23 protein-coding genes and 1 riboswitch are annotated in these 21,930 nt (G+C 66.5%); of the genes, 15 read left to right on the top strand and 8 right to left on the bottom strand.

What is annotated here, in order from left to right; translation table 11 throughout:
• Nucleotides 1-50: 50 nt before the first annotated feature.
• Entirely contained in the window at nt 51-1,463 is a 1,413-nt protein-coding gene (locus tag QFZ23_RS07020; RefSeq protein WP_306921606.1) for an aminotransferase-like domain-containing protein, read from the bottom strand.
• Between QFZ23_RS07020 and QFZ23_RS07025 the strand changes: the two genes are divergently transcribed.
• Entirely contained in the window at nt 1,462-2,469 is a 1,008-nt protein-coding gene (locus tag QFZ23_RS07025) for a DMT family transporter (RefSeq protein ID WP_306921607.1), read from the top strand. The genes QFZ23_RS07020 and QFZ23_RS07025 overlap by 2 nt on opposite strands.
• A 20-nt stretch (nt 2,470-2,489) precedes the next feature.
• Here the strand turns inward: QFZ23_RS07025 and QFZ23_RS07030 are convergent, their stop codons facing one another.
• Together QFZ23_RS07030 and purU are read right to left on the bottom strand one after the other, a co-directional pair.
• The gene (locus QFZ23_RS07030; protein ID WP_306921608.1) at nt 2,490-2,849 is read right to left on the bottom strand and encodes a class I SAM-dependent methyltransferase; all 360 of its coding nucleotides are present in this window, start codon (nt 2,847-2,849) and stop codon (nt 2,490-2,492) included.
• A 99-nt stretch (nt 2,850-2,948) separates the two neighbouring features.
• Entirely contained in the window at nt 2,949-3,809 is an 861-nt protein-coding gene (purU, locus tag QFZ23_RS07035; protein WP_003798131.1) for a formyltetrahydrofolate deformylase, read from the bottom strand.
• 42 nt (nt 3,810-3,851) lie between these two features.
• Nucleotides 3,852-3,938: riboswitch (ZMP/ZTP riboswitch) on the top strand.
• A 174-nt stretch (nt 3,939-4,112) separates the two neighbouring features.
• On the opposite strand from purU, the gene glyA reads away from it, so the two are divergent.
• From glyA to QFZ23_RS07100, 13 genes are all read left to right on the top strand, one after another.
• Nucleotides 4,113-5,417, top strand: a complete 1,305-nt coding sequence (gene glyA, locus QFZ23_RS07040) for a serine hydroxymethyltransferase (protein ID WP_306921609.1) — start codon at nt 4,113-4,115, stop codon at nt 5,415-5,417.
• 3 nt (nt 5,418-5,420) lie between these two features.
• On the top strand, nt 5,421-6,320 hold the full coding sequence (locus QFZ23_RS07045) for a bifunctional methylenetetrahydrofolate dehydrogenase/methenyltetrahydrofolate cyclohydrolase (protein ID WP_306921610.1): 900 nt from the start codon (nt 5,421-5,423) through the stop codon (nt 6,318-6,320).
• A 173-nt stretch (nt 6,321-6,493) separates the two neighbouring features.
• Entirely contained in the window at nt 6,494-7,690 is a 1,197-nt protein-coding gene (locus QFZ23_RS07050) for a sensor histidine kinase (protein ID WP_306921611.1), read from the top strand.
• Between the two features lie 13 nt (nt 7,691-7,703).
• Nucleotides 7,704-8,369 (top strand): response regulator transcription factor, encoded by a 666-nt coding sequence (locus tag QFZ23_RS07055; RefSeq protein ID WP_306921612.1) that lies wholly within the window; start codon nt 7,704-7,706, stop codon nt 8,367-8,369.
• 138 nt (nt 8,370-8,507) lie between these two features.
• Complete coding sequence (locus QFZ23_RS07060; protein WP_306921614.1) at nt 8,508-8,816, top strand: SHOCT domain-containing protein; 309 nt, start codon at nt 8,508-8,510, stop codon at nt 8,814-8,816.
• A gap of 222 nt (nt 8,817-9,038) precedes the next feature.
• Entirely contained in the window at nt 9,039-9,974 is a 936-nt protein-coding gene (locus QFZ23_RS07065; protein ID WP_306926718.1) for an ABC transporter ATP-binding protein, read from the top strand.
• 88 nt (nt 9,975-10,062) lie between these two features.
• Nucleotides 10,063-10,881, top strand: coding sequence for an ABC transporter permease (locus QFZ23_RS07070; protein ID WP_306926720.1), 819 nt, complete (start codon nt 10,063-10,065; stop codon nt 10,879-10,881).
• A complete protein-coding gene (locus tag QFZ23_RS07075) occupies nt 10,878-11,711 on the top strand; it encodes an ABC transporter permease (protein WP_306921616.1) in 834 nt (277 codons plus the stop codon). The genes QFZ23_RS07070 and QFZ23_RS07075 overlap by 4 nt, the downstream gene beginning before the upstream one ends.
• 62 nt (nt 11,712-11,773) lie before the next feature.
• Complete coding sequence (locus QFZ23_RS07080) at nt 11,774-12,337, top strand: hypothetical protein (RefSeq protein WP_003798109.1); 564 nt, start codon at nt 11,774-11,776, stop codon at nt 12,335-12,337.
• 10 nt (nt 12,338-12,347) lie between these two features.
• Nucleotides 12,348-13,181 carry an exodeoxyribonuclease III gene (locus QFZ23_RS07085; protein WP_306921619.1) on the top strand — a complete coding sequence of 278 codons (834 nt, stop codon included), beginning with the start codon at nt 12,348-12,350 and terminating at the stop codon, nt 13,179-13,181.
• A gap of 18 nt (nt 13,182-13,199) precedes the next feature.
• On the top strand, nt 13,200-14,285 hold the full coding sequence (gene trpS / locus QFZ23_RS07090; RefSeq protein WP_306921621.1) for a tryptophan--tRNA ligase: 1,086 nt from the start codon (nt 13,200-13,202) through the stop codon (nt 14,283-14,285).
• A gap of 16 nt (nt 14,286-14,301) precedes the next feature.
• Entirely contained in the window at nt 14,302-14,898 is a 597-nt protein-coding gene (locus tag QFZ23_RS07095; RefSeq protein WP_306921623.1) for a 2'-5' RNA ligase family protein, read from the top strand.
• 37 nt (nt 14,899-14,935) lie between these two features.
• Nucleotides 14,936-16,000, top strand: coding sequence for a YihY/virulence factor BrkB family protein (locus QFZ23_RS07100; RefSeq protein ID WP_306926721.1), 1,065 nt, complete (start codon nt 14,936-14,938; stop codon nt 15,998-16,000).
• On the opposite strand, the gene QFZ23_RS07105 is transcribed toward QFZ23_RS07100, so the two are convergent.
• From QFZ23_RS07105 to sdhC, 5 genes are all read right to left on the bottom strand, one after another.
• Entirely contained in the window at nt 15,957-16,727 is a 771-nt protein-coding gene (locus QFZ23_RS07105; RefSeq protein ID WP_306921625.1) for an alpha/beta hydrolase family protein, read from the bottom strand. The genes QFZ23_RS07100 and QFZ23_RS07105 overlap by 44 nt on opposite strands.
• 125 nt (nt 16,728-16,852) lie before the next feature.
• Nucleotides 16,853-17,635 carry a succinate dehydrogenase iron-sulfur subunit gene (locus QFZ23_RS07110; RefSeq protein WP_306921628.1) on the bottom strand — a complete coding sequence of 261 codons (783 nt, stop codon included), beginning with the start codon at nt 17,633-17,635 and terminating at the stop codon, nt 16,853-16,855.
• A 1-nt stretch (nt 17,636) separates the two neighbouring features.
• The gene (sdhA, locus tag QFZ23_RS07115; RefSeq protein WP_306921629.1) at nt 17,637-19,439 is read right to left on the bottom strand and encodes a succinate dehydrogenase flavoprotein subunit; all 1,803 of its coding nucleotides are present in this window, start codon (nt 19,437-19,439) and stop codon (nt 17,637-17,639) included.
• 105 nt (nt 19,440-19,544) lie between these two features.
• The gene (locus tag QFZ23_RS07120) at nt 19,545-20,036 is read right to left on the bottom strand and encodes a succinate dehydrogenase hydrophobic membrane anchor subunit (RefSeq protein WP_306921631.1); all 492 of its coding nucleotides are present in this window, start codon (nt 20,034-20,036) and stop codon (nt 19,545-19,547) included.
• Nucleotides 20,037-20,039: 3 nt separating this feature from the next.
• Nucleotides 20,040-20,420 carry a succinate dehydrogenase, cytochrome b556 subunit gene (gene sdhC, locus QFZ23_RS07125; protein WP_076798412.1) on the bottom strand — a complete coding sequence of 127 codons (381 nt, stop codon included), beginning with the start codon at nt 20,418-20,420 and terminating at the stop codon, nt 20,040-20,042.
• Between the two features lie 257 nt (nt 20,421-20,677).
• Here sdhC and QFZ23_RS07130 point away from each other — a divergent pair, with 257 nt between their 5' ends.
• A complete protein-coding gene (locus QFZ23_RS07130; RefSeq protein ID WP_306921636.1) occupies nt 20,678-21,811 on the top strand; it encodes a mannose-1-phosphate guanylyltransferase in 1,134 nt (377 codons plus the stop codon).
• Nucleotides 21,812-21,930 lie beyond the last annotated feature (119 nt).

The following is a 21,930-nucleotide window of genomic DNA, read 5'->3' on the forward strand; positions in this document are numbered from 1 at the left end:
AGCTTCGAACCCAAACCACTCCCATCCTAGGTGCGCGCAGAATAGCCCAGTTACGCGAGGATCCGCGCGAGCTCTTGGCCGAGAATCCGGGTGCCCTCGGGGAACGCGCCCGGGTTGGGGCCCGCGTAGTTGAGCCGGATGAACGGCCCCGCCGGTTCGGCGGGAAACCACTCCGTTGCGGCCGCAATGATGACGCCGGCGCTTTCGCAATTCCGGGCGAGCTGTTCGACGTCGGTCCCGTCGGGAAGGCGTGCCCAGAGGTTCAGCCCACCCTTGGGGACATTCTCGATGTGGGCCTGCGGTGCGTGCTGTATCAGGCTCGTGAGCAGAAGATCGCGGCGGGACTGGAGCTGGTGCCGGAGGCTTCTCAGGTGGGTCTGCCACGCAGGTTGAGTCACGACGTCGAGTGCCGCGGCCTGGAGCAGGCCGCTGACATACATCGACTCGGCTCCCCGGTCGGCAAGGATGCGGTCGCGCGCCGGGCCGCGGGCGATGACGGCGGCCACCCGGATGGCAGGGGAGACGCTCTTGGTCAGCGAACGGATATACACAACGTGGCCGGAATCGTCGCGGGCCGCCACGGGCTGGGCTGTGGTGGTGATGCCGAAGTCGTGTGCCCAGTCGTCCTCGAGGAGGAAGGCGCCGTTCTTGCGCACGACGTCCAGCACCTGTTCGCCCCGCCGGCCGTCCCACTGCGCGCCAGTGGGGTTGGCGTAGTTCGGCTGGGCATAGAACATCCGGGCGCCCGTTTCCTCGAAGGCGCGGGCCAGTTCGTCAGGGTCAGGTCCGCCGGTACCGCTGGGTACGGGGATGACGCGGACGCCGGCCTGCGCCGCGGCCAGGATGGCCCCCCAGTATGTCGGGGATTCCATGAGGAGCGGGTGTCCGTAGCCGACGAGCGCCCTGAAGATGGAGCTTAGGCCACTTTGGCTGCCAGGAAGCACGACGACGTCGCTTGGGGTTGGCGGCGTAATGCCGGCCGGGGTGGAGCTTCCGAGCTCGTGGGCGAACCAGGATTGCAGCTCGGGCAGCCCTGCCGCCGGGGGACGGGACAACGCTGCCTCGCCGCGGGCCGCCCGCGCGAGCGCCGCGCGCACCAGCCGCTCCGGCAGGAGTTCGCGGGCCGGATAGCCGGAATGGAACGCGATGACATCGTTGGGTGCGGTCCGCATGGCGGCGGAGGCGGGCCGAAGAGGGGCCTGTGGTGACCGCAGGGCCGCCGTCTGCCAGCCGTAGTCCGAGGGCCGCGCGGTCCGGACGGCCCGCACGAAGGTCCCCACGCCTGGCCGGCTCTCGATAACGCCCTCTCTCGTGAGGGCCTGCAGCGCCTTCTGAACGGTAACGGGGCTGGCCTGGTACTGCGCGACGAGCGACCGGGTCGACGGCAGTCGCGATCCCGGCGCCGCCTCGGCGACCCATTTCCTCAGCCGCGACGCGATCCGGGAGCTGCTATCGTTGTTCATGAGAGGCAATAGTAGCGCTACTGTTCCAGTCCGCCCAGTGATATCGTCACCCAACAGGTCGCCTTCCGCAGGATCGTCACGCACCGGATCCTCACATGCCGGAATCTGGTGGGCCCTCCTGGGGGTGGTGGCTTTCTCGTTCACCGTTCCCTTTACCCGCCTCGCAGTGGAGGGGCTGTCGCCGTTGTTCATTGCCTCGGCCCGGGCGGTGGTGGCGGCCGTCCTGGCGGCCGCGGCCCTGGTGCTGACGCGGCAGCGCCTGCCCCGCGGCACGCAGTGGCTTCGCCTGGCGGTGGTCGCCGGAGGGGTCGTCGTCGGCTTCCCCCTGCTTACGTCATACGCGCTCAGCGCCGCGCCGGCCAGCCATGGGGCCGTGGTGATCGCCCTGCTGCCGGCTGCGACTGCAACGCTGGCGGTGCTCCGCGGCCGCGAGCGTCCACGGGCAGCATTTGGGATCGCGACAGGAGCGGGGGCTTTTGCCGCCATCGCGTTCGCCGTCGCACAGCCCGGTGGCTTTGGCCAGTTGCACTGGACGGACCTGTTGTTCTTCGGCGCCGTGCTGGCCGCTGCCGTGGGGTACGCCGAGGGAGGACTGCTGGCCCGCGAGCTTGGCGCCTGGCAGACCATATCCTGGGCCCTCGTCCTGGCCTCGCCCCTGATGGTGGTTCTTGTGGCTTTCTCCGTGTCCCAGCAGTCGCCCTCGGCCACGCCTGTGCAGTGGGCTGCCTTTGCTTACCTCGGCATCGTCAGCATGTTTCTGGGCTTCTTTGCCTGGTACCACGGCCTTGCCCTCGGGCCCATGGCCCAGGTGAGCCAGGTCCAGCTCGCCCAGCCAGTGATGAGTATCTGTTGGGCTGCGCTACTGCTCGGCGAGCAGCTGACGTGGGCCACCATTGTCGGCGGACTTGCCGTCATGCTTTGCGCCGGCGCCGCGGTCCGTGTGCGGCTCAACCGGCCGACGGTGTCCCAAGGCAGCCAACCGCCCACCACGGCGGACCGGGCATAGCAGCGGGTGGAGGGCGGCGGTCAGGGGAGGACGACGGCGATCGGCGCACCGGGTTCTGCCACACGCTCAAGCTCCCGCACGACGTCGTCCGCCTGCTCTGCCGTGAGCCCCTCCAGCGACTGGACCGCCCAGACAGCGGGGAACGTGTTCGCCGCGAAGGGCAAACGCGTGGGGTCCGCCACCGAGACGCTCAGGCGGCGGGCCATTGCGTACCTCACGTTGCCGTCGAAGGGATCAACGCCCGTGTAGTGGATTCCGGCCCGGACGAACCGGAGGCCGTCGTCGCCCGGGCCGCAGCACACGTCCAGCACGGCGTGCCTGCCCTGGGCCTTGAGCAGGGCGATGAAGGGTTCCAGCGAGGTTTCCGTCAGCAGAGTCATCGTGTTAACCAGTCTTGGTTAAAACCCGCCGGGTGTGAACCGCCACCGAAAACCGCCGCTGCGGGCACTGCCCGCGGCGGCGAAGTTAAGGGTGGGGCATCAGTTGAAGACGACCGTTCGGTTGCCGTCCAGCAGCACGCGGTGCTCGGCGTGCCACTGCACGGCCTGGGCAAGAGTGCGGCCTTCCACGTCCCGGCCCATCTGCACGAACTGCTCCGGCGTGCGCGCGTGGTCCACACGGATGACTTCCTGCTCAATGATCGGGCCCTCGTCCAGCGCGGCGGTGACGTAGTGCGCGGTGGCGCCGATCAGCTTCACTCCGCGGGCATGGGCCTGGTGGTAGGGCTTGGCGCCCTTGAAGGACGGCAGGAAGGAGTGGTGGATGTTGATGGCCTTGCCGGTCAGCTCCGTGCACAGGTCGTCCGAGATGATCTGCATGTAACGGGCCAGGACGGTCAGTTCGACGCCCTCTTCGGCGATGATCTTGCGCAGCTGGTCCTCGGCCTGTTCCTTCGTGTCGGCCGTCACCGGGATGTAGTGGAACGGGATGCCGTAGAACTCGGCCAGACCGGCCAGGTCCCGGTGGTTGGAGACGATAGCGGGAACCTCGATGGGCAGGGTGCCCGAGCGCTGCAGGAACAGGAGGTCGTTCAGGCAGTGGGCGGACTTGCTGGCCATCAGCAGGGTGCGGACCTTCCGGCCCACGGGGTTCAGGTTCCACTGCATGCCGAAGGCTTCGGCTACTGGCTCCAGGGCAGCAACCACCTCAGCCTGGGATGCGGTGGTGGTGGCTTCCACGCGCATGAAGAAAGTCCCGGTGGACTCGCTGCCGTACTGCTGTGAGTCCGTAATATTGCAGCCCGCCACGAGCAGGGCGCCGGCAACGGCGTGCACAATTCCGGGGCGGTCGGGGCAGGACAGGGTTACTACGTACGATTTGGCGAGCTGGTCTTCATTCACGAAGAACAGCCTACCCGCGCGTCGGTGCCGCTTTTGATAGTGTGGTGGCGTCGCAACTGGCGTTTGGGTGGCTAACCACCAGGGAGCGGCATTCACGAAGACCACGGATCGTACGCCTGGGCCGAGGGTCATGTTTTGCCGGTAGCGCTGCGCTTCTCGAAGAGCAGCCACCCAGTGCGCTGCGGCGCCCTTAATAGACGTGCGCCCGGAAGCGTTTCCGGATGGTGGTCATCGAAGGGCGGAGCAACGTTCAAGCCGGTAGCCTGACCTTTAGCAGTGCCCATCCCTAGCCAGGAGTTCTTCGTGACTACTTCACCGACTTCCGTTAGCACCTCCTCCGTCAGCAACCAGCCGCTGGCTGAACTCGATCCCGAGATCGCCGCAGTACTGGACCAGGAGCTCGGCCGCCAGCGCGGCACCCTGGAAATGATCGCCTCCGAAAACTTCGCGCCCCGCGCGGTCATGGAAGCCCAAGGCTCCGTTCTGACCAACAAGTACGCCGAGGGCTACCCGGGCCGCCGCTACTACGGCGGCTGCGAGTACGTGGACGTGGCCGAGCAGCTGGCGATCGACCGGGTTAAGGCGCTGTTCGGTGCCGAGTACGCCAACGTTCAGCCGCACTCCGGTGCGCAGGCCAACGCTGCCGCGCTGCACGCCATGATCACTCCTGGGGACAAGATCCTGGGCCTCTCCCTGGCTCACGGCGGTCACCTCACGCACGGCATGAAGCTGAACTTCTCCGGCAAGCTCTACGAGGTTGCCGCCTACCAGGTCGAGGAAGACAACTTCCGGATCGATATGGACAAGCTGCGCGAGCAGGCCATCGCCGAGAAGCCCCAGGTCATCATCGCCGGCTGGTCCGCGTACCCGCGCCACCTCGACTTCGCCGCGTTCCGTTCGATCGCCGATGAGGTCGGCGCCCTGCTCTGGACCGACATGGCGCACTTCGCCGGCCTCGTGGCCGCGGGACTGCACCCGAGCCCGGTGCCGCACTCCGACGTCGTCACCTCCACCGTGCACAAGACGCTGTCCGGGCCGCGCTCGGGCGTCATCCTGGCGAAGCAGGAATGGGCCAAGAAGCTCAACTCTGCTGTCTTCCCGGGCCAGCAGGGCGGCCCGCTCATGCACGTGATCGCAGCCAAGGCCGTCGCCTTCAAGATCGCCGGCACCGCCGAATTCAAGGAGCGCCAGGAGCGCGTCCTGGAAGGCGCCAAGATCATCGCCGACCGCCTCAACCAGTCCGATGTTGCCGAGGCCGGCGTCTCCGTCCTCACCGGCGGCACCGACGTTCACCTGGTGCTGGTTGACCTGCGCAACTCGCAGCTGGACGGCCAGCAGGCCGAGGACCTCCTGCACTCCGTGGGCATTACCGTCAACCGCAACGCCGTGCCGTTCGACCCGCGCCCGCCGATGGTCACCTCCGGCCTGCGCATCGGCACCCCGGCCCTGGCCACCCGCGGCTTCGGTGCCGCCGAATTCACCGAGGTTGCCGAGATCATCGCCACCGCACTGAAGGCCGGCTCCGCCACGGACGTCGATGCCCTGCAGGCCCGCGTGGACAAGCTCGCTGCCGACTTCCCGCTGTACCCGCAGCACGAGCAGTGGTGATCCGTGACTGAAACCGCAAAAACCGCGCAGATCCTTGACGGCAAGGCTACCGCCGCCGCCATCAAGGCCGAGCTGACCGAACGCGTGGCCGCACTCAAGGCCAAGGGCGTCACTCCGGGACTGGGCACCATTCTGGTGGGGTCTGACCCCGGCAGCACCTGGTACGTGGGCGGCAAGCACAAGGACTGCGCCGAGGTGGGCATCAACTCCATCCGCCGCGACCTGCCCGAGGAAACCACCCAGGAGGAGCTCCTGGCCGTGGTCCGCGAGCTGAACGACAACCCGGAGTGCACGGGCTACATCGTCCAACTGCCGCTGCCCAAGCACATCGACCAGGACGTCATCCTGGAGGCCATGGATCCGGATAAGGACGCCGACGGCCTGCATCCGATGAACCTGGGCCGCCTCGTGGCCAACATCAGCGGCCCCATGAAGTCCCCGCTGCCCTGTACCCCCAAGGGCTGCGTGGAACTGCTTAGCCGCCATGGCATTGACCTGAAGGGCAAGCGCGTCCTCGTGGTGGGACGCGGCGTGACCATCGGCCGCCCGGTGGGCCTGCTGCTGACCCGCAAGGACGTCAACGCCACCGTCGTTCTGGCGCATACCGGCACCGCCGACCTGCCCGCCGAACTCCGGCAGGCCGACGTCGTGATCGCCGCGGCCGGCGTGCCGCACCTGGTCAAGGCGGAGGACCTGAAGCCGGGCGCCATTGTGCTGGACGTCGGGGTGAGCCGTGTTGACGACGGCACCGGCAAGGCGGTGGTCACCGGTGACGTGCACCCCGACGCCGCCGACGTCGCCGCCTGGCTGTCCCCGAACCCGGGCGGCGTGGGTCCGATGACCCGCGCCATGCTCCTAGCCAACGTGGTGGAAACCGCGGAACGCCAGGCCGGGATCGCTTAATCAGCAGGCCTAGGTTTCAACGACGTGGGCCCACGCCTGGGCCCACGCCGGCAGGGTTCCCTGACCGAGCTTGCGAGGTTAGGGTGCCGGTGGGGCGCCTACTCCAGGAGGAGTAGGCGCCCTACGCCGTTAAGCCGACGACGGGCGGGTCCTTCCCGGCTAGGCTCGGACATATGCAGCGCCGTTTCCGGGGACCGCCCACAGTAGCCATTGTGGTTGCCGTGGCTGTCTTCGAGGTGGTGGGCACCGTCTTCGCCTCCGCCCGGCAGCCTGACCACCGGCCGCTGGATGCCCTCGCGTTCGTCCTGCTGCTGGCAGGGCCGGCGGCCCTGTCGCTGCGTCGGCGCGCCCCGCTGGTGATGCTTCCTGCCGCGGCGGCCTCCGTCGCGGCGTACCTGTCGCTCGGCTATGCATGGGGCCCGGTATTCCTGTCGTTGGCGCTGGCGATCGTGCTCTCCGCCGCGGCCGGGAAGCGCTGGCAGACCTGGGCCGTGGCCGGCGCCTGTGCAGCCGTCCTGGTGGCCACGGCGGCGGTCGGCGGCGACGAGTTCGCCCTGGTCCGGGCATTCGCCGGCACCTCATGGCTGGCCATTCTTGTGCTGATGGGGGAGGGCGTGCGGCTGCGCACCGAACGGGTGGCGGAACGGCGCCGCCAGCACGAGGCCCGCGAACAGGCTGCCCGCGACGAGTACCGGCTGGCCCTTGCCCGGGATATCCACGACGTCGTTGCCCACTCCCTGTCGCTGATCAACGTCCGTGCCTCCGTGGCGCTGCATCTGGGTGAGAAGGACCCTGCCCAGTTCCGCCCCGCGCTCGAAGCCATCAAGGCGGCGAGCAAGGATTCCCTCGCCGAGGTCCGCCAGCTCCTTGGCGTGCTCCGCGAGGATGCTCCGCTGAGCCCGGCGCCGCCGCCCCGGCTGGACAGGATTCCCGGGCTCGCCGACGACGCCCGCCGCGCCGGGCTCGAGGTGAGCCTAACCGTGCCCGAGGCGGCGGCCGTGCAGGAGCTTCCGGACGCCGCCCAGGAAGCGGCGTACCGGATCGTCCAGGAAGCCCTGACCAACGTGGTGCGGCATTCCGGCGCCCGGAAGGCCGCCGTCGTACTGGCACTGGAGGGCACGACGCCGGCGGGGAACCCCGGAAAGCAGCTCACCGTGACCATTGACGACGACGGCGCCGGGGCCGCCGGGGTGCCGGAAGGCAACGGGGTGACGGGGATGCGTGAGAGGGCAGCCGCCGTCGGCGGTTCATTGCACATGGTGCCGTTGGACCTGGCGCCGCTGCATCCGGGCTGGCGGGTCCGGGCCGTGATTCCGGTGGCCGGGCCGCTGTCCCGGCCCTTGCCGGGACCGGAACGGGAGGCACAGTGAAACGGGAGGCACAGTGATCCGCATCCTGGTCGCGGACGACCAGACCCTCATCCGCGCCGGCTTCCGCGCCCTCCTGAACGCCGAACCGGACATGGAGGTGGTGGCCGAGTGCGGAACTGGCCGTGACGCCGTCCGCCTGGCTTCCCGGGAGCGTCCGGATGTGGTGCTGATGGACATCCGGATGCCCGAGACGGACGGGCTGGAGGCCACCCGGAAAATCATGGCGGACCAGAACCTGAACGGCACGCGGATCATCATCCTCACCACCTTCGAACTGGATGAATACATCGCGGAGGCAGTGCGGGCCGGGGCGGCAGGGTTCCTGGTGAAGGACACCGAACCCGAGGAGCTGCTCCGCGCCGTTCGCGTGGTCCACGACGGCGACGCCCTGCTCTCGCCGTCCGTCACCCGGCGCATCATGGCCCAGCTGGCGCTGCAGTCCCGGGCGACGGCGGCTCCGGTGTCGCTGGAGAACATCACCGAGCGTGAGCGCGAGGTGCTGCGGCTGGTGGGCGAGGGCCTGAACAACGCCGAGATCGCGGAACGGCTGGTGATCACGCCCCTCACGGCCAAGACCCATGTCTCACGCATCATGAGCAAGCTGCTGGTCCGCGACCGGGCCCAGCTGGTGGTGTTGGCCTACGAATCGGGGCTCGTGCGGCCCGGCTGGGCCGGCTGAGGCAGCAGGGGCCGGACTCCCGGCGGAGTACGCAGGGCACCCAAGGTGACTCCCGACGTCGGACGACCCGCCGCCGTCGGACGGCCAGACTCGAAGCAGAGCCGAAAGACGGCCCTTACCGACATTTTGGAGCATGACATGACTGCATCCCTAGCCACCACTTTCGCGGTCCAGTCCGCGCAGCTGCTGGCCGATCCCGTAGCCCACGGCCCGTGGGGCGGCGGATTCTCGCCATGGTTCCTGCTGTTCCCGCTGTTCTGGATCCTGGTGATCGGACTGTTCATCTTCTTCGCGCGGCGCACCTGGCGCAGGAACCACGAGTGGGCCACCGCCCGCGGCGGTGAAAGCGTCCTGCGCGAGCGTTACGCACGCGGCGAAATTGACGAAACCGAGTACCGCCAGCGCCTGGAGGTCCTCCGCGGCGACTCACCGGGGAACCGCAGGTAACGCCAACCGCAACGTGGGGTCAGATATCGCCCAACTGCCTCGGAATTGGGCGATACCTGACCGCGCGTTGCTGTTCGGGTTTTTTGAGATTTAGCTATTCCTTTGGCCCACGCCGCGTACTAGCGTAATGGGGTGCCCGAACTCCATTCCGCCGAAGGAACGTCCAAGAAGCCTGTGCCCGCCAACGAGACAGGGCCCGAGAACGAAACAGGGCCTGACGCCGTGCCCGCCCCGCCGGGGTACGTGATTACCGCCGAGAACCTGACCAAGACCTACGGCGACGTCATCGCCGTCGACGGCATTTCCTTCAGCGTTCCGGCGGGGGAGTCCTTCGGGCTGCTCGGCCCCAACGGCGCGGGGAAGTCCACCACCATGAAAATGATCGGCGGGGTGTCCCAGCGGACCTCCGGAACCCTGACCATCATGGGGCTGGACCCCGAACAGAACGGTCCCGAGGTGCGCGCACACCTGGGCGTGGTGCCGCAGCAGGACAACCTGGACGAGGAACTCAAGGTCCGGGACAACCTGCTGGTCTATGGCCGCTACTTCGGCCTGCCCATGAGTTACCTCAAACCCAAGGCCGACGAACTGCTCGAATTCGCCCAGCTCACGGACAAGGCCAAGTCCAAGGTGGACGCCCTGTCCGGCGGCATGAAGCGCCGCCTCACCATCGCGCGTTCACTCATCAACGAGCCCCGCATCCTGCTGCTCGACGAGCCCACCACGGGCCTCGACCCGCAGGCGCGGCACATCCTCTGGGACCGGCTGTTCCGGCTGAAGGAGCAGGGCGTCACGCTCATCCTCACCACGCACTACATGGATGAGGCCGAGCAGCTCTGCGACCGGCTGATCGTGGTGGACAAGGGCCGCATCATGGCGGAAGGCTCGCCGGCCGCGCTCATCAGGGACTACTCCACCCGCGAGGTCCTGGAGCTGAGGTTCGGGTCGGAGCGCAACGCCAGCATCGGTGCCGAGCTCGAGGGCATCGGCGAACGCCTGGAAACCCTCCCGGACCGCGTGCTGATCTACACCCACGACGGCGAGGCGGCGCTGGAGGAAGTCTCCGCGCGCGGGCTGCGGCCGCTGACATCGCTGGTGCGCAGGTCCTCGCTGGAGGACGTGTTCCTCCGGCTCACCGGCAGGAGCCTCATTGACTGAGCCGTCAACTGCCGGGCACGCCAGCGGGCGCGCCACCGGGCCCACCGCCGTCGGCAACTCACCGGAAAGCCCGACGGCGGGACGCACCTTGCGCGCCCACCCTCCCGAGGTGTCGGCCGCCAAGGCGCGTCGCTGGGGCGCCTTCTATTACGCCGAGCAGGTCCTGCGCGTCATGAAGGGGTACGGCTGGTCCATCTTCCTGTACAGCGTCGGCCAGCCCGCGGCGTACCTGTTCGCGATGGGCGTCGGCCTGGCCACGCTGGTGGACACCAACGCGGTCTCGGCGTTCGGCGGGGTCAGTTACATCGCGTTCATCGCCCCGGCGTTGCTGGTGTCTGCCGCGGTCATGACCGCAGCCAACGAATTCACGTTCCCGGTGATGGACGGCTTTAAATGGCGCCGGGTCTACTACGGTCCGCACGCCTCCCCGCTGACCTCCGAGCAGATCGCGGCCGGGCAAATCATCGCGGTGACACTGCGGTTCCTGCTGCAGTCCGTCATCTACTTCATCATCGTGGCCATGTTCGGCGCATCACCCAGTGGCTGGGGCTGGGGCTCCGTGCTGGTGGCAACCCTGGCCGGGCTCTCGTTCGGCTTGCCGCTCATGGCCTACGCGGCATCCATCAAGGAGGACAAAGGCCAGTTCGCCATGGTGATGCGGTTCATCGTCATGCCGCTGTTCCTGTTCTCCGGCACGTTTTTCCCGCTGGACACGCTGCCCGTGCTGGTCCGCTGGATCGGCTGGATCTCGCCCATCTGGCACGGCACTGAGCTGGGACGGGTAATGACGTTCGGCTACGAGGAATCCCCGGTGCTGACCATCATCCATGTCGTGTTCCTGCTGGCTCTGGCCTGGTTCGGCTGGGTCCTCACCAAGCGCCAATTCATCAGGAGGATGGGACAGTGACAGTCCTGACCCAGGGCCACGCCGTCACAGAGGAAGTCCGGAACCGGCGCTTCGGCCCGCTGTACTCCCGCAACGCCCGTGCGGTGATCGGGCGCGGGCTGATGGCCACCAAGAGCAGCAACTGGCTGGTCATGCTGTCCGGGTTCTTCGAGCCGGTGCTGTTCCTGATTTCGATGGGCGTCGGGATGGGCGCCGTGGTGGGCTCCGTCACCGGTCCCGGCGGCCAGGAGATCAGCTACGCGGCGTACATCGCACCGGCGCTCCTGGCGGTTTCGGCCATGAACGGGGCGGTGTACGACTCCACCTGGAACGTCTTCTTCAAGATGAACTTCGCCAGGCTCTACCAGGGGATGCTGTACACGTCGCTCGGGCCCCTGGACGTGGCCATCGGCGAGATCTTCCTGGCGCTGCTGCGCGGCCTGCTGTACGCGACCGGGTTCACGGCGGTCATGGGGCTGATGGGCCTGATCACCACTCCGTGGGCACTGCTGATGATTCCGGCCTCGGTGCTGATCGCCTTCGGGTTTGCCAGCTTCGGCATGGGCATCACGAGCTTCATGAAGACTTTCCAGCAGATGGACTGGGTGAACTTCATCATGCTGCCGATGTTCCTCTTCAGTGCCACCTTCTACCCGCTGAGCGTCTACCCGGAGTACATCCAGTGGCTGATCCAGGCCATGCCGCTGTGGCACGGGGTGGAGCTGCTGCGGCAGATCAGCGCTGCCTCCTTCACCCCGGCCACGGCCGTCCACGTGGGCTACTACCTGGTGATGATCGTCCTGGGCCTCATGCTCACCACCGGCAGGCTGCGGAGCCTGTTCCTGAAGTAGGCAGGTGTTCGCCGCCGGTGGAAGCGTCCGGGGGCGCTCCGGGGATTTGAGAGAATAGCTTCATGCAATCTCTGGGCAGCTCCAAGTCTTCATCCACCCCGGGCCGGGGCGGATTCTCCATGTTCCGCATCAGCGGTCCGGGCCTGCTGGTCCTGATCACTGCCTTCCTGGTGGCTGTGATCTTCGCGGCCAACCAGAACGACGTCGTCGGCTGGGTTGTTGCCGTCATCGCATTGTTCTGGTTGGCGCTCGCCTCCTTCGTGGTCTTCAGCATCCAGCGGGCGGCCAAGAAGGCCGGAGCCAAGATCAACGAGGCGCACAACGCGTTCAACGCCGCCACCGGCCGCGCACCTTCCACCGTCTCGGCCGACCACGGGGGAACCCGCCTGGTCCGTGAACGCGGCGAGGCGGAGGAGATCCGGGACATGAAGCTGGACCACTCCTTCAAGATCGTGCAGGTGCAGGTGCGCGTGGTGGAGCAGGAGCGGGCCAAGGGCGCAGCCGCGGACCAGGACACCATCCGCCGCGCCCTCGAGACCATTGAGATCACCGCCACCAACGCCCGTGACATGATCAAGTCGTCCGGCGGCTCCGGCGAGCCCGTGACCGGAACCATCATCGACTAGAGTGGAACGGGTGAGCTCGGCATTGAAGAAGGACCACCTTCGCATCGCAACAGTCAACGTCAACGGCCTCCGGGCTGCCTACAAAAAGGGCATGGGCGAATGGCTTGCGACCCGCGAAGTGGACATCCTGACCCTGCAGGAAGTCCGGGCCCCTGACGCCATCGTGCGCCAGCTCATCGGCGAAGGGTGGCACATCCTGCACGCCGAAGCCGAGGCCAAGGGCCGTGCCGGCGTCGCCATCGCCTCCCGCGAGGAGCCCCTCGTCACCCGCGACCACATCGGCGATGACTACTTTGCCACTGCCGGCCGCTGGGTGGAGGCTGACTTCCGGGTCCGCGACGCCGAAGGCAATGCGTCCCAGCTGACCGTCGTGAGCGCCTACGTGCACTCCGGCGAGGCGGGCACTCCCAAGCAGGAGGACAAATACCGCTTCCTGGATGTCATGAGCACTCGCCTGCCCGAGCTCACCAAGCACAGCGACCACGCCCTGGTCACGGGTGACCTGAATGTCGGCCACACCGAGCTGGACATCAAGAACTGGAAGGGCAACGTCAAGCGTGCCGGCTTCCTGCCGGAGGAGCGCGCCTACTTTGACCGCTTCTTCGGTGAGGAGATCGGCTGGAAGGATGTTCACAGGGGCCTGGCGGGTAACGTCAATGGCCCCTACACCTGGTGGTCGCAGCGCGGCCAGGCCTTCGACAACGACACCGGCTGGCGCATTGACTACCACCTGGCCACCCCCGCCCTCGCGGCCGCAGCAGTTTCGGCCGTCGTGGACCGGGCGCCCTCGTGGGACACCCGCTTCTCTGACCATGCCCCGCTGGTAGTGGACTACCGGCTCTAGTTCCTAAGGCTTCGACGAATGACCTCCACTTCCACCGTGACCGACACAGCTGCGCAGCCCGAACCAGCAAACGGCACCCAGCCGGCTGCCGGGATCCGGCACCGCATCCTGTCCGGCATGCAGCCCTCCGCCGATTCCCTGCACCTTGGCAACTATCTCGGCGCCCTCGTGAACTGGGTGCGGATGCAGGATGAGTACGACGCCATCTTCTTCATCCCGGACCTGCACGCGATCACGGTCCCGCAGGACCCCGCGGAACTGGCGCGCCGGACACGGGTCACGGCGGCGCAGTACATCGCCGGCGGCGTGGACGTGGACAAGTGCACCCTGTTCGTCCAGTCCCAGGTGCCTGAACACGCCCAGCTGGCCTGGGTCCTGAACTGCATCACGGGCTTCGGCGAAGCGTCCCGCATGACCCAGTTCAAGGACAAGGCGCTCCGGCAGGGCTCGGACTATGCAAGCGTCGGTCTCTTCACCTACCCGATCCTGCAGGCCGCGGACATTCTGCTCTACCAGCCGCACGGCGTACCGGTCGGTGAGGACCAGCGCCAGCACGTGGAGCTCAGCCGCGACCTCGCCGCCCGGTTCAACACCCGGTTCGGCGAGACGTTCACCGTTCCGGAGCCCTTTATCCAGAAGGAATCGGCGAAGATCTACGACCTGCAGCTTCCCACCGCCAAGATGTCCAAGTCCGCGGAGTCGCCCAACGGCCTGATCAACCTGCTCGATGACCCCAAGGTCACCGCCAAACGGATCAAGTCCGCCGTGACCGACGCGGAGACTGAGATCCGGTTCGACCGGGAAACGAAGCCCGGCGTGTCGAACCTGCTGACCATTTACTCGGCCATCACCGGGCAGACCGTCGACCAACTGGTAGCCGCCTACGAAGGCAAGATGTACGGCCACCTCAAGGTGGACCTTGCCGAGGTGGTGACCGAGCGGCTGACCCCGATCCGCGACCGCGCCAACGAACTCCTCGCCGACCCGGCGGAGCTGGACCGGCTGCTTGCCCACGGTGCCGACAAGGCCCGCGCAATCGCCTCTGCCACCCTCGCAGACGTCTATGCCAAGACCGGATTCCTGCCATATGCCGGAGCCCGCTAGCGAGATGCCGGCCCCCATGCCCGCCAACAGCGGAGTCAGCAACGGAATGAGCCTCGGGGTCATTCTGGGCTTCCCGCCTGAAATCGCCGAGGAACTGCAGCGGTGGCGGGCATCCTTCGGAGACCCCATGGCCACCGTCATCCCGGCGCACATCACCCTCGTCACCACCACCCCCACGCATGACTGGGAAGCGGCCCGGGACCACGTGCGGGCGGTGGCCCGGACGCAGGCGCCCTTCATGGTGACCATCTGCGGAACTGGGTCCTTCCGGCCCGTCTCCCCGGTGGTTTTCATCAGGGTGGAGGAGGGCTTCCAGGAGTGTGTCGACCTCCACGAAAAGCTCCAGACCGGACCGCTCGAACGTGAGCTGCCCTTTGCCTACCATCCCCATGTGACCATTGCCCACGACGTCGCACCGGAGAGCCTCGATGAGGCGGAAACGGTGCTGAAAGACTACAGGGCGACCTTCCCGGTGGTTAGCATGGGACTCTACGAGCACGACACCGACGGTATTTGGCAGCTACGGGAAGAGCTTGACTTTGGTACCGAACCAGACGACCAACGGGACTCCCTCCGAGCAACAAACGCCGACGGAGCCACCGCTCCCCACTGAGCGAGCCCGGCTGAAGCTGGAGGTCATCCGCAAGCGGGTGGAGTGGGGCAAAGCCCGGAGGTCCGGCCAGGGGACCTTCCCCCAGCTCATGGCCCTGGTCCAGTTTCTGCAGGCCCGGCTGAACACCGTCCGTCCCATTCGGGTGCTGCAGCACTACACCCGGCAGCACGGACCGCTGATGAGTGCGGGCACCGGCTTCAACATGTTCTTCTCCATCACTGGCCTCCTGGCCACTGGGTTCTCCATTGCGGGGCTGGCCCTGCGCGGCCAGCCCGCGCTCCTGGACCAGATCATCGCCAGCGTGGCCGAAACCGCGCCGGGTTTGCTGAAGGTCGACGGCGGTGACGGCCTGGTGGATCCGAAGGACCTGCTGAACCCCGACGGGCTCGGCTGGACGGCGGTCATCGCCGCCGTCGTTACCGTCGTTACGTCCCTGGGCTGGATCGCCGGCCTGCGCGAGGGGCTCCGGGGAGTGATGATGCTGGGCCCGCGCAAGCTCAATCCGGTGGTCCTCAAACTGCGCGACGCCGGTACGCTGCTGCTTCTAGGGGGCGCCCTGGTCATCAGCTCGGGCGCGTCCCTCGTGTTCGGCACCGCGGCGGGCTGGGCGATGGAGCAGCTCCGCCTGGACCCCGTAGTGGCAGGGCCGACGGCAGCGCTGATCAAGATCGCCGTACCGCTGCTCCTGAACTGGATCACCGCACTCATCATGTTCCGCCTGGCCGGCGGCCTGAAGCTGTCCCGGCAGGCGCTGCTGGAAGGGACCATCCTCGCCGGCGTGGGCACCACAGTCCTGCAGGTCTTCAGCACCGAACTGCTCGCCGGTGCCGGACGCAACCCCATCCTTGCGCCGTTTGCCATCATCATCGGGCTGCTGATCTGGTTCAACCTGGTCAGCCAGGTCTACCTCGTGGCGGCGTCATGGTCAGCCATCCGCGAGGAGGACCTGAAGGCCGCTCCGGCCACCAAAAACACCGGCTGGGGGTCACGGCAGGTACAGCCGGGAAAGACGCCGGTGGAACGGCACCAGCCGGCCGAGCATCCGCGCCCCGTGGCGGTCAGTGTCCGGCGTCGAGGTACTGGTCGGCCCACGCCGCGATAATCTTCGCGGCCCGCGCGGCCTGCCCCTTGCCGGTCAGCAGGTGGTCGCTGCCCTCCAGCGAGACGAAGTTCCGCGGATGGCGGGCCGTCTGGAATATCGTGCTGGCGTTCTCGATGCCCACGGTGTTGTCCGTGGGGGAGTGCAGGACCATCAGGGGCTTATGCAGGCGCCGGATGCAGTCCGTGAGGTCGGCGTTCTCGAGGTCCTCCACGAAGTGCCTGCGGATCTCTACGCGCTTTCCGCCCAGGTCCACCTCGGCGCTGCCTTCGCTGAGGATCTTGTCCAGCGCCGCATCGAAGACGTGGGCGACATGTTTAGGGGAGAACGGCGCCCCGACCGTGGCGACCGCATCGAGTTCCGGGATTTCCGACGCGGCCGCGAGCACGGCGGCGCCCCCGAAGGAATGCCCCACTAGCAGGGAGATGGCCCGGCCCTCGGCCCGCATGTACTCTGCCGCCCGGACGGTGTCCGCCACCTTGTGACTGAAGGAGCCTGCGGACCACTGCCCAGCGGAGCCGCCGAGGCCCACGTTGTCGAAGCGCAGCATGCCGATCCCGTTGTCCGCCAGCGCCTTGCACATCCGGGACGCCGCGGGGCTGTCCTTGCCCAGCGTGAAGCCGTGCGAAAAGACGCCCCAGCCCTTCACCGGGCCGTCCGGCACATCGAGGATGCCGGACAGCAGTTCACCGGTGGTGCCTTCGAACGAGACTTTTTCGGAGCGGGACACGGTGTCCCCTTTCGTATGATGCGAATGGCTTTGTTGGGAAAACGACGACGGCGCCGCTCACCGTACGTTTCCCGTACGTGGTGAGCGACGCCGTCGTAGTGCTTTGTCCGCTAAATAAGCGGGCTTTAGATCTTGCGGGCCAGAATGGCCTGCTTGACCTCTGCGATGGCCTGCGTGACCTGGATGCCGCGAGGGCATGCCTCGGAGCAGTTGAAGGTGGTGCGGCAGCGCCACACGCCTTCCTTGTCGTTGAGGATCTCCAGGCGCATGTCGCCGGCGTCGTCACGGGAGTCGAAGATGAACCGGTGGGCGTTCACGATCGCTGCCGGGCCGAAGTACTGGCCATCGGTCCAGAACACCGGGCAGGAGGACGTGCACGCGGCGCACAGGATGCACTTGGTGGTGTCGTCGAAGCGCTCACGATCCTCGGCGGACTGCAGGCGTTCCTTTGTGGGCTCGTGGCCCTTGTTGATGAGGAACGGCATGACCTCGCGGAAGGACTGGAAGAACGGCTCCATGTCCACGATCAGGTCCTTCTCCACCGGCAGGCCCTTGATGGGCTCAACGGTGATGGGCTTGGACGTGTCCAGGTCCTTCAGCAGCGTCTTGCAGGCGAGGCGGTTGCGGCCATTGATGCGCATGGCATCGGAACCGCAGACGCCGTGGGCGCAGGAGCGGCGGAAGGAGACGCTGCCGTCCACTTCCCACTTGATCTTGTGCAGGGCGTCCAGCACGCGGTCTGTGCCGTACATGGTCAGCTTGAAGTCGTCCCAGCGGGCTTCGGCGGAAACCTCGGGGTCGTAGCGGCGGACGCGCAGGGTGATGTCGAACGTCGGGATTTCCCCGCCGCCGCCAACACCGGCGGGAAGTTCGATCTTGGAGGCTGGCTCAGCAAGTTCAGCGGACATATTAGTACTTCCTCACCATCGGCTCGTAGCGCGTAAAGACAACTGGCTTGGTGGCAAGCCGCACACCGGCGATTGCCTCCTCCGCGGAACCGTCGGCCGGTGCGTGGTCTTCTTTGTACGCCATGGAGTGCTTCATGAATTTTTCGTCGTCACGTTCCGGGAAGTCCTCGCGGAAGTGGCCGCCGCGGGATTCCTCACGGTGCAGGGCAGCAACCGTCATGACCCGTGCCAGTTCCAGCAGGAAGCCGAGCTCAACGGCCTCCAGCAGATCCAGGTTAAAGCGCTTGCCCTTGTCCTGGACGTTAATGCGCTTGTACCGCTCCTCGAAGGACTCGATGTCCTTCAGGACCTGGTTGAGCGTGTCAGCGGTGCGGAACACCTGCATGTTGGCATCCATGGTGTCCTGCAGTTCCTTGCGGATCGCGGAGACCTTCTCGGTGCCGTTCGCGTTGCGGGCCACATCCAGCAGCTCGATGGTGAACGCTTCCGGGTTCTCCGGCAGCTCCACGAAGTCAGCCGTCTTGGCGTACTCTGCGGCCGCAATGCCGGCGCGCTTGCCGAACACGTTGATGTCCAGCAGGGAGTTGGTGCCCAGGCGGTTGGAGCCGTGCACGGAAACGCAGGCCACCTCGCCGGCAGCGTAGAGGCCCGGAACCACGGTGTCGTTGTCCTGCAGGACCTCGGTGGTGATGTTCGTCGGGATGCCGCCCATAGCGTAATGCGCCGTCGGGAAGACGGGAACCGGCTCCGTATAGGGCTCCACGCCGAGGTAGGTGCGGGCGAACTCGGTGATGTCCGGCAGCTTGGCGTCGATGTGGGCCGGCTCAAGGTGCGTCAGGTCAAGGAGCACGTAGTCCTTGTTCGGTCCGCAGCCGCGTCCTTCACGCACCTCGTTGGCCATGGAGCGGGCCACGATGTCACGCGGGGCGAGGTCCTTAATGGTGGGGGCGTAGCGCTCCATGAAGCGTTCACCCTCGGAGTTACGCAGGATGGCGCCTTCACCGCGGGCAGCTTCGGAGAGGAGGATGCCCAGGCCTGCGAGGCCGGTCGGGTGGAACTGGAAGAACTCCATGTCCTCCAGGGGGATGCCGCGGCGGAACGCGATGCCCATGCCGTCACCGGTCAGGGTGTGGGCATTGGAGGTGGTCTTGAAGACTTTGCCGGCGCCGCCGGAGGCGAACACCACGGACTTGGCCTGGAACACGTGCAGCTCGCCGGAGGCGAGGTCGTAGGACACGACGCCGGCAACGCGCTTCTGCTTGAACGGCGTGCCGTCCTCGCGGACGGCGTCTTCCTCGACGGTCAGGAGGTCCAGGACGTAGTACTCGTTGTAGAACTCAACGTTGTGCTTGACGCAGTTTTGGTACAGGGTTTGGAGGATCATGTGGCCCGTGCGGTCGGCGGCGTAGCACGCGCGGCGCACCGGAGCCTTGCCGTGGTCACGGGTGTGGCCGCCGAAGCGGCGCTGGTCGATGCGGCCCTCGGGCGTGCGGTTGAACGGCAGGCCCATCTTCTCGAGGTCCAGTACCGCGTCGATGGCCTCTTTGGCCATGACCTCGGCGGCGTCCTGGTCAACCAGGTAGTCGCCGCCCTTAATGGTGTCGAAGGTGTGCCATTCCCAGTTGTCTTCCTCGACATTGGCCAGGGCTGCACACATGCCGCCCTGCGCCGCACCCGTGTGGGAGCGGGTGGGGTACAGCTTGGTCAGTACTGCTGTTCGCGCACGCTGACCGGATTCGATCGCGGCGCGCATCCCGGCGCCACCGGCACCGACGATGACGACGTCGTACTTATGGACCTGCATACCAGACGCTCTTTCTCTCAAAATTCGCAATAAAACAACGGGCGGTCTGAGCCGTCTCCGCACAAAATTGCGGCCCGCCAATGGATGGCGGGCCGCCACGGGATGCTACGCGGGGCAGAAGCCGCCGGGCAGCTGGACGCCGTCCACTACCGGGCACGGGTTGAAGGTGAAGATCACCAGGGTGCCGAGGATGATGATGACGGCGGAGGCTGCGTAGAGGACCATCTTGAGCCAGAAGCGGGTGGAGTCCTTCTCGGCGTAGTCGTTGATGATGGTTCGCACGCCGTTAGTGCCGTGCAGCATGGCGAGCCACAGCATGGCCAGATCCCAGAACTGCCAGAACGGATCTGCCCACTTGCCGGCAACGAAGCCGAAGTCGATGGCGTGGATACCCTCGCCCACCAGGAGGTTCACGATGAGGTGGCCGAAGATCAGCACAACCAGGACCACGCCGGAGAGACGCATGAACAGCCAGGCCAGCATTTCGAAATTGCCACGCGAGCTGCCGTTGCGGCGGTACTTCGGGTCGATCTTGCCGGACTCGGGCTTGCCGCCGATCTGTCCGCTGCGCGGGGGCTGGATCTCAGTAGCAGACATGGCTTAGTGACCTCCGAGCGCGAGGGACAGGTGGCGGATGGCGAAGGCGACCATGGTGACGACCCACAGGCCCAGCACCACCCAGAGCATCTGACGCTGGTACTTGGCGCCCTTCTTCCAGAAATCGACGGCGATGATCCGCAGGCCGTTGAAGGCGTGGAACACGATCGCTGCGACGAGGCCCGTTTCACCCAGGGCCATCAGCGGGTTCTTGTAGGCACCGATTACGGCGGTGTAGGCCTCAGGCGACACCCTCACCAGCGAGGTGTCCAGCACATGGACCAACAAGAAGAAAAAGATCACTACACCAGTAATGCGGTGTCCAACCCAAGACCACATGCCTTCACGGCCGCGGTACAAGGTGCCAGCTGGTTTCGTCGGCACTGAATAAACCTCCCTGCGACACAGCGGCGCTGGCGTGGGATCCACGCGGGGGGAACGCCTACTGCGAGAGCACTCGTAGCTCAGGCCTAAATCTAGGCTTCGCTCACAGCTTATTCAATTCAGGCGGTCCTTGCCCGCCACGTACTGTACGGATTTTCGGCTTTTTTGAGACGAACACCACATCTGTTGCCACAGTATCCGCATGCTGGCCACCGGCGAAAGGCCGCCTTGAGGTGCGTCGGCTAAAGTAGGGCCTGATGAGTAACGACAAAGTGACAAGCCAGGATTCACCTCTCAGCCGTTTTATCGCTGTGATTCCTGCGGGCGGTGTGGGGACCCGCCTCTGGCCTCTGTCACGTGCAGCAGCTCCCAAATTCCTTCATGACCTCACCGGGTCGGGCAGCACGCTTCTGCGTGCCACGTACGACCGCCTCGAACCGTTGGCCGGCAACCGCGTCCTTGTTGTCACCGGTGTGGCGCACCGCACGGCCGTCTGCCGCCAGCTGCCCGAGGTGCAGGACGGCGACCTCGTGCTCGAGAGCGAACCGAAGGACTCCGGTGCCGCGATCGGCCTGGCCGCAGCCATCCTGCACCAGCGCGATCCGGACGTCATCATGGGCTCCTTCGCCGCGGACCAGGTCATCAGCCCCGACGATCTCTTCCAGGATGCCGTGCGGGAAGCCATCCACACCGCTGCGGCCGGCAAGATCGTGACCATCGGCATCAAGCCGACGCACCCGTCCACGGGCTTCGGCTACATCCGGTCCGGAAACTCGCTGCACATCCCGGGCGCGCCCAGCGCCCAGGCCGTGGTGGAGTTCGTGGAGAAGCCGGACGAGGACGTGGCCCAGCAGTACGTGGACAGCGGGGAGTACGTCTGGAACGCCGGAATGTTCGTGGCGCCCGTTTCCCTCATGCTCAAGCACCTGGAAGCGAACCAGCCCGAACTGTTTAACGGCCTGCAGGAAATCGCCCAGGCGTGGGACACCCCGCAGCGTGACGAAGTCACCGCGCGTATCTGGCCCACCCTGCCCAAGATCGCCATCGACTACGCGGTCGCCGAGCCCGCAGCGGCGGCCGGGGACGTCGCCGTCGTGCCCGGTTCCTTCCGTTGGGACGACGTCGGCGACTTCGCCTCCGTGGGCCGGCTGAACAGCGCCAAGGAAGTGGACGAGGTGACAGTCCTCGGTGAGGGCGCCCGCGTCTTCACCGAAAACGCCAGCGGCGTGGTGGTCTCGGACACTAAGCGTGTCATCGCGCTGATCGGCATCAAGGACGTCGTCATCGTGGATACCCCGGATGCGCTGCTGGTTACCACCAAGCAGCACTCGCAGCGGGTGAAGCAGGCGGTGGACGCCCTGAAGGCCAGCGGCGACACCGACGTCCTCTAGCGCGACGGCTAGTAGCACGCCGCCCTCCGGTTATACCCAGTAATGCGTAAACCGGAGACGGCGGACACGTAACGCGGAGAAGGCGATGCCGCTAATTTTTGTGGTCTCGCTACAGTTGA

The organism is Arthrobacter globiformis (assembly GCF_030818015.1).
In the GTDB taxonomy this organism is placed as follows: Bacteria; Actinomycetota; Actinomycetes; order Actinomycetales; family Micrococcaceae; genus Arthrobacter; species Arthrobacter globiformis_C.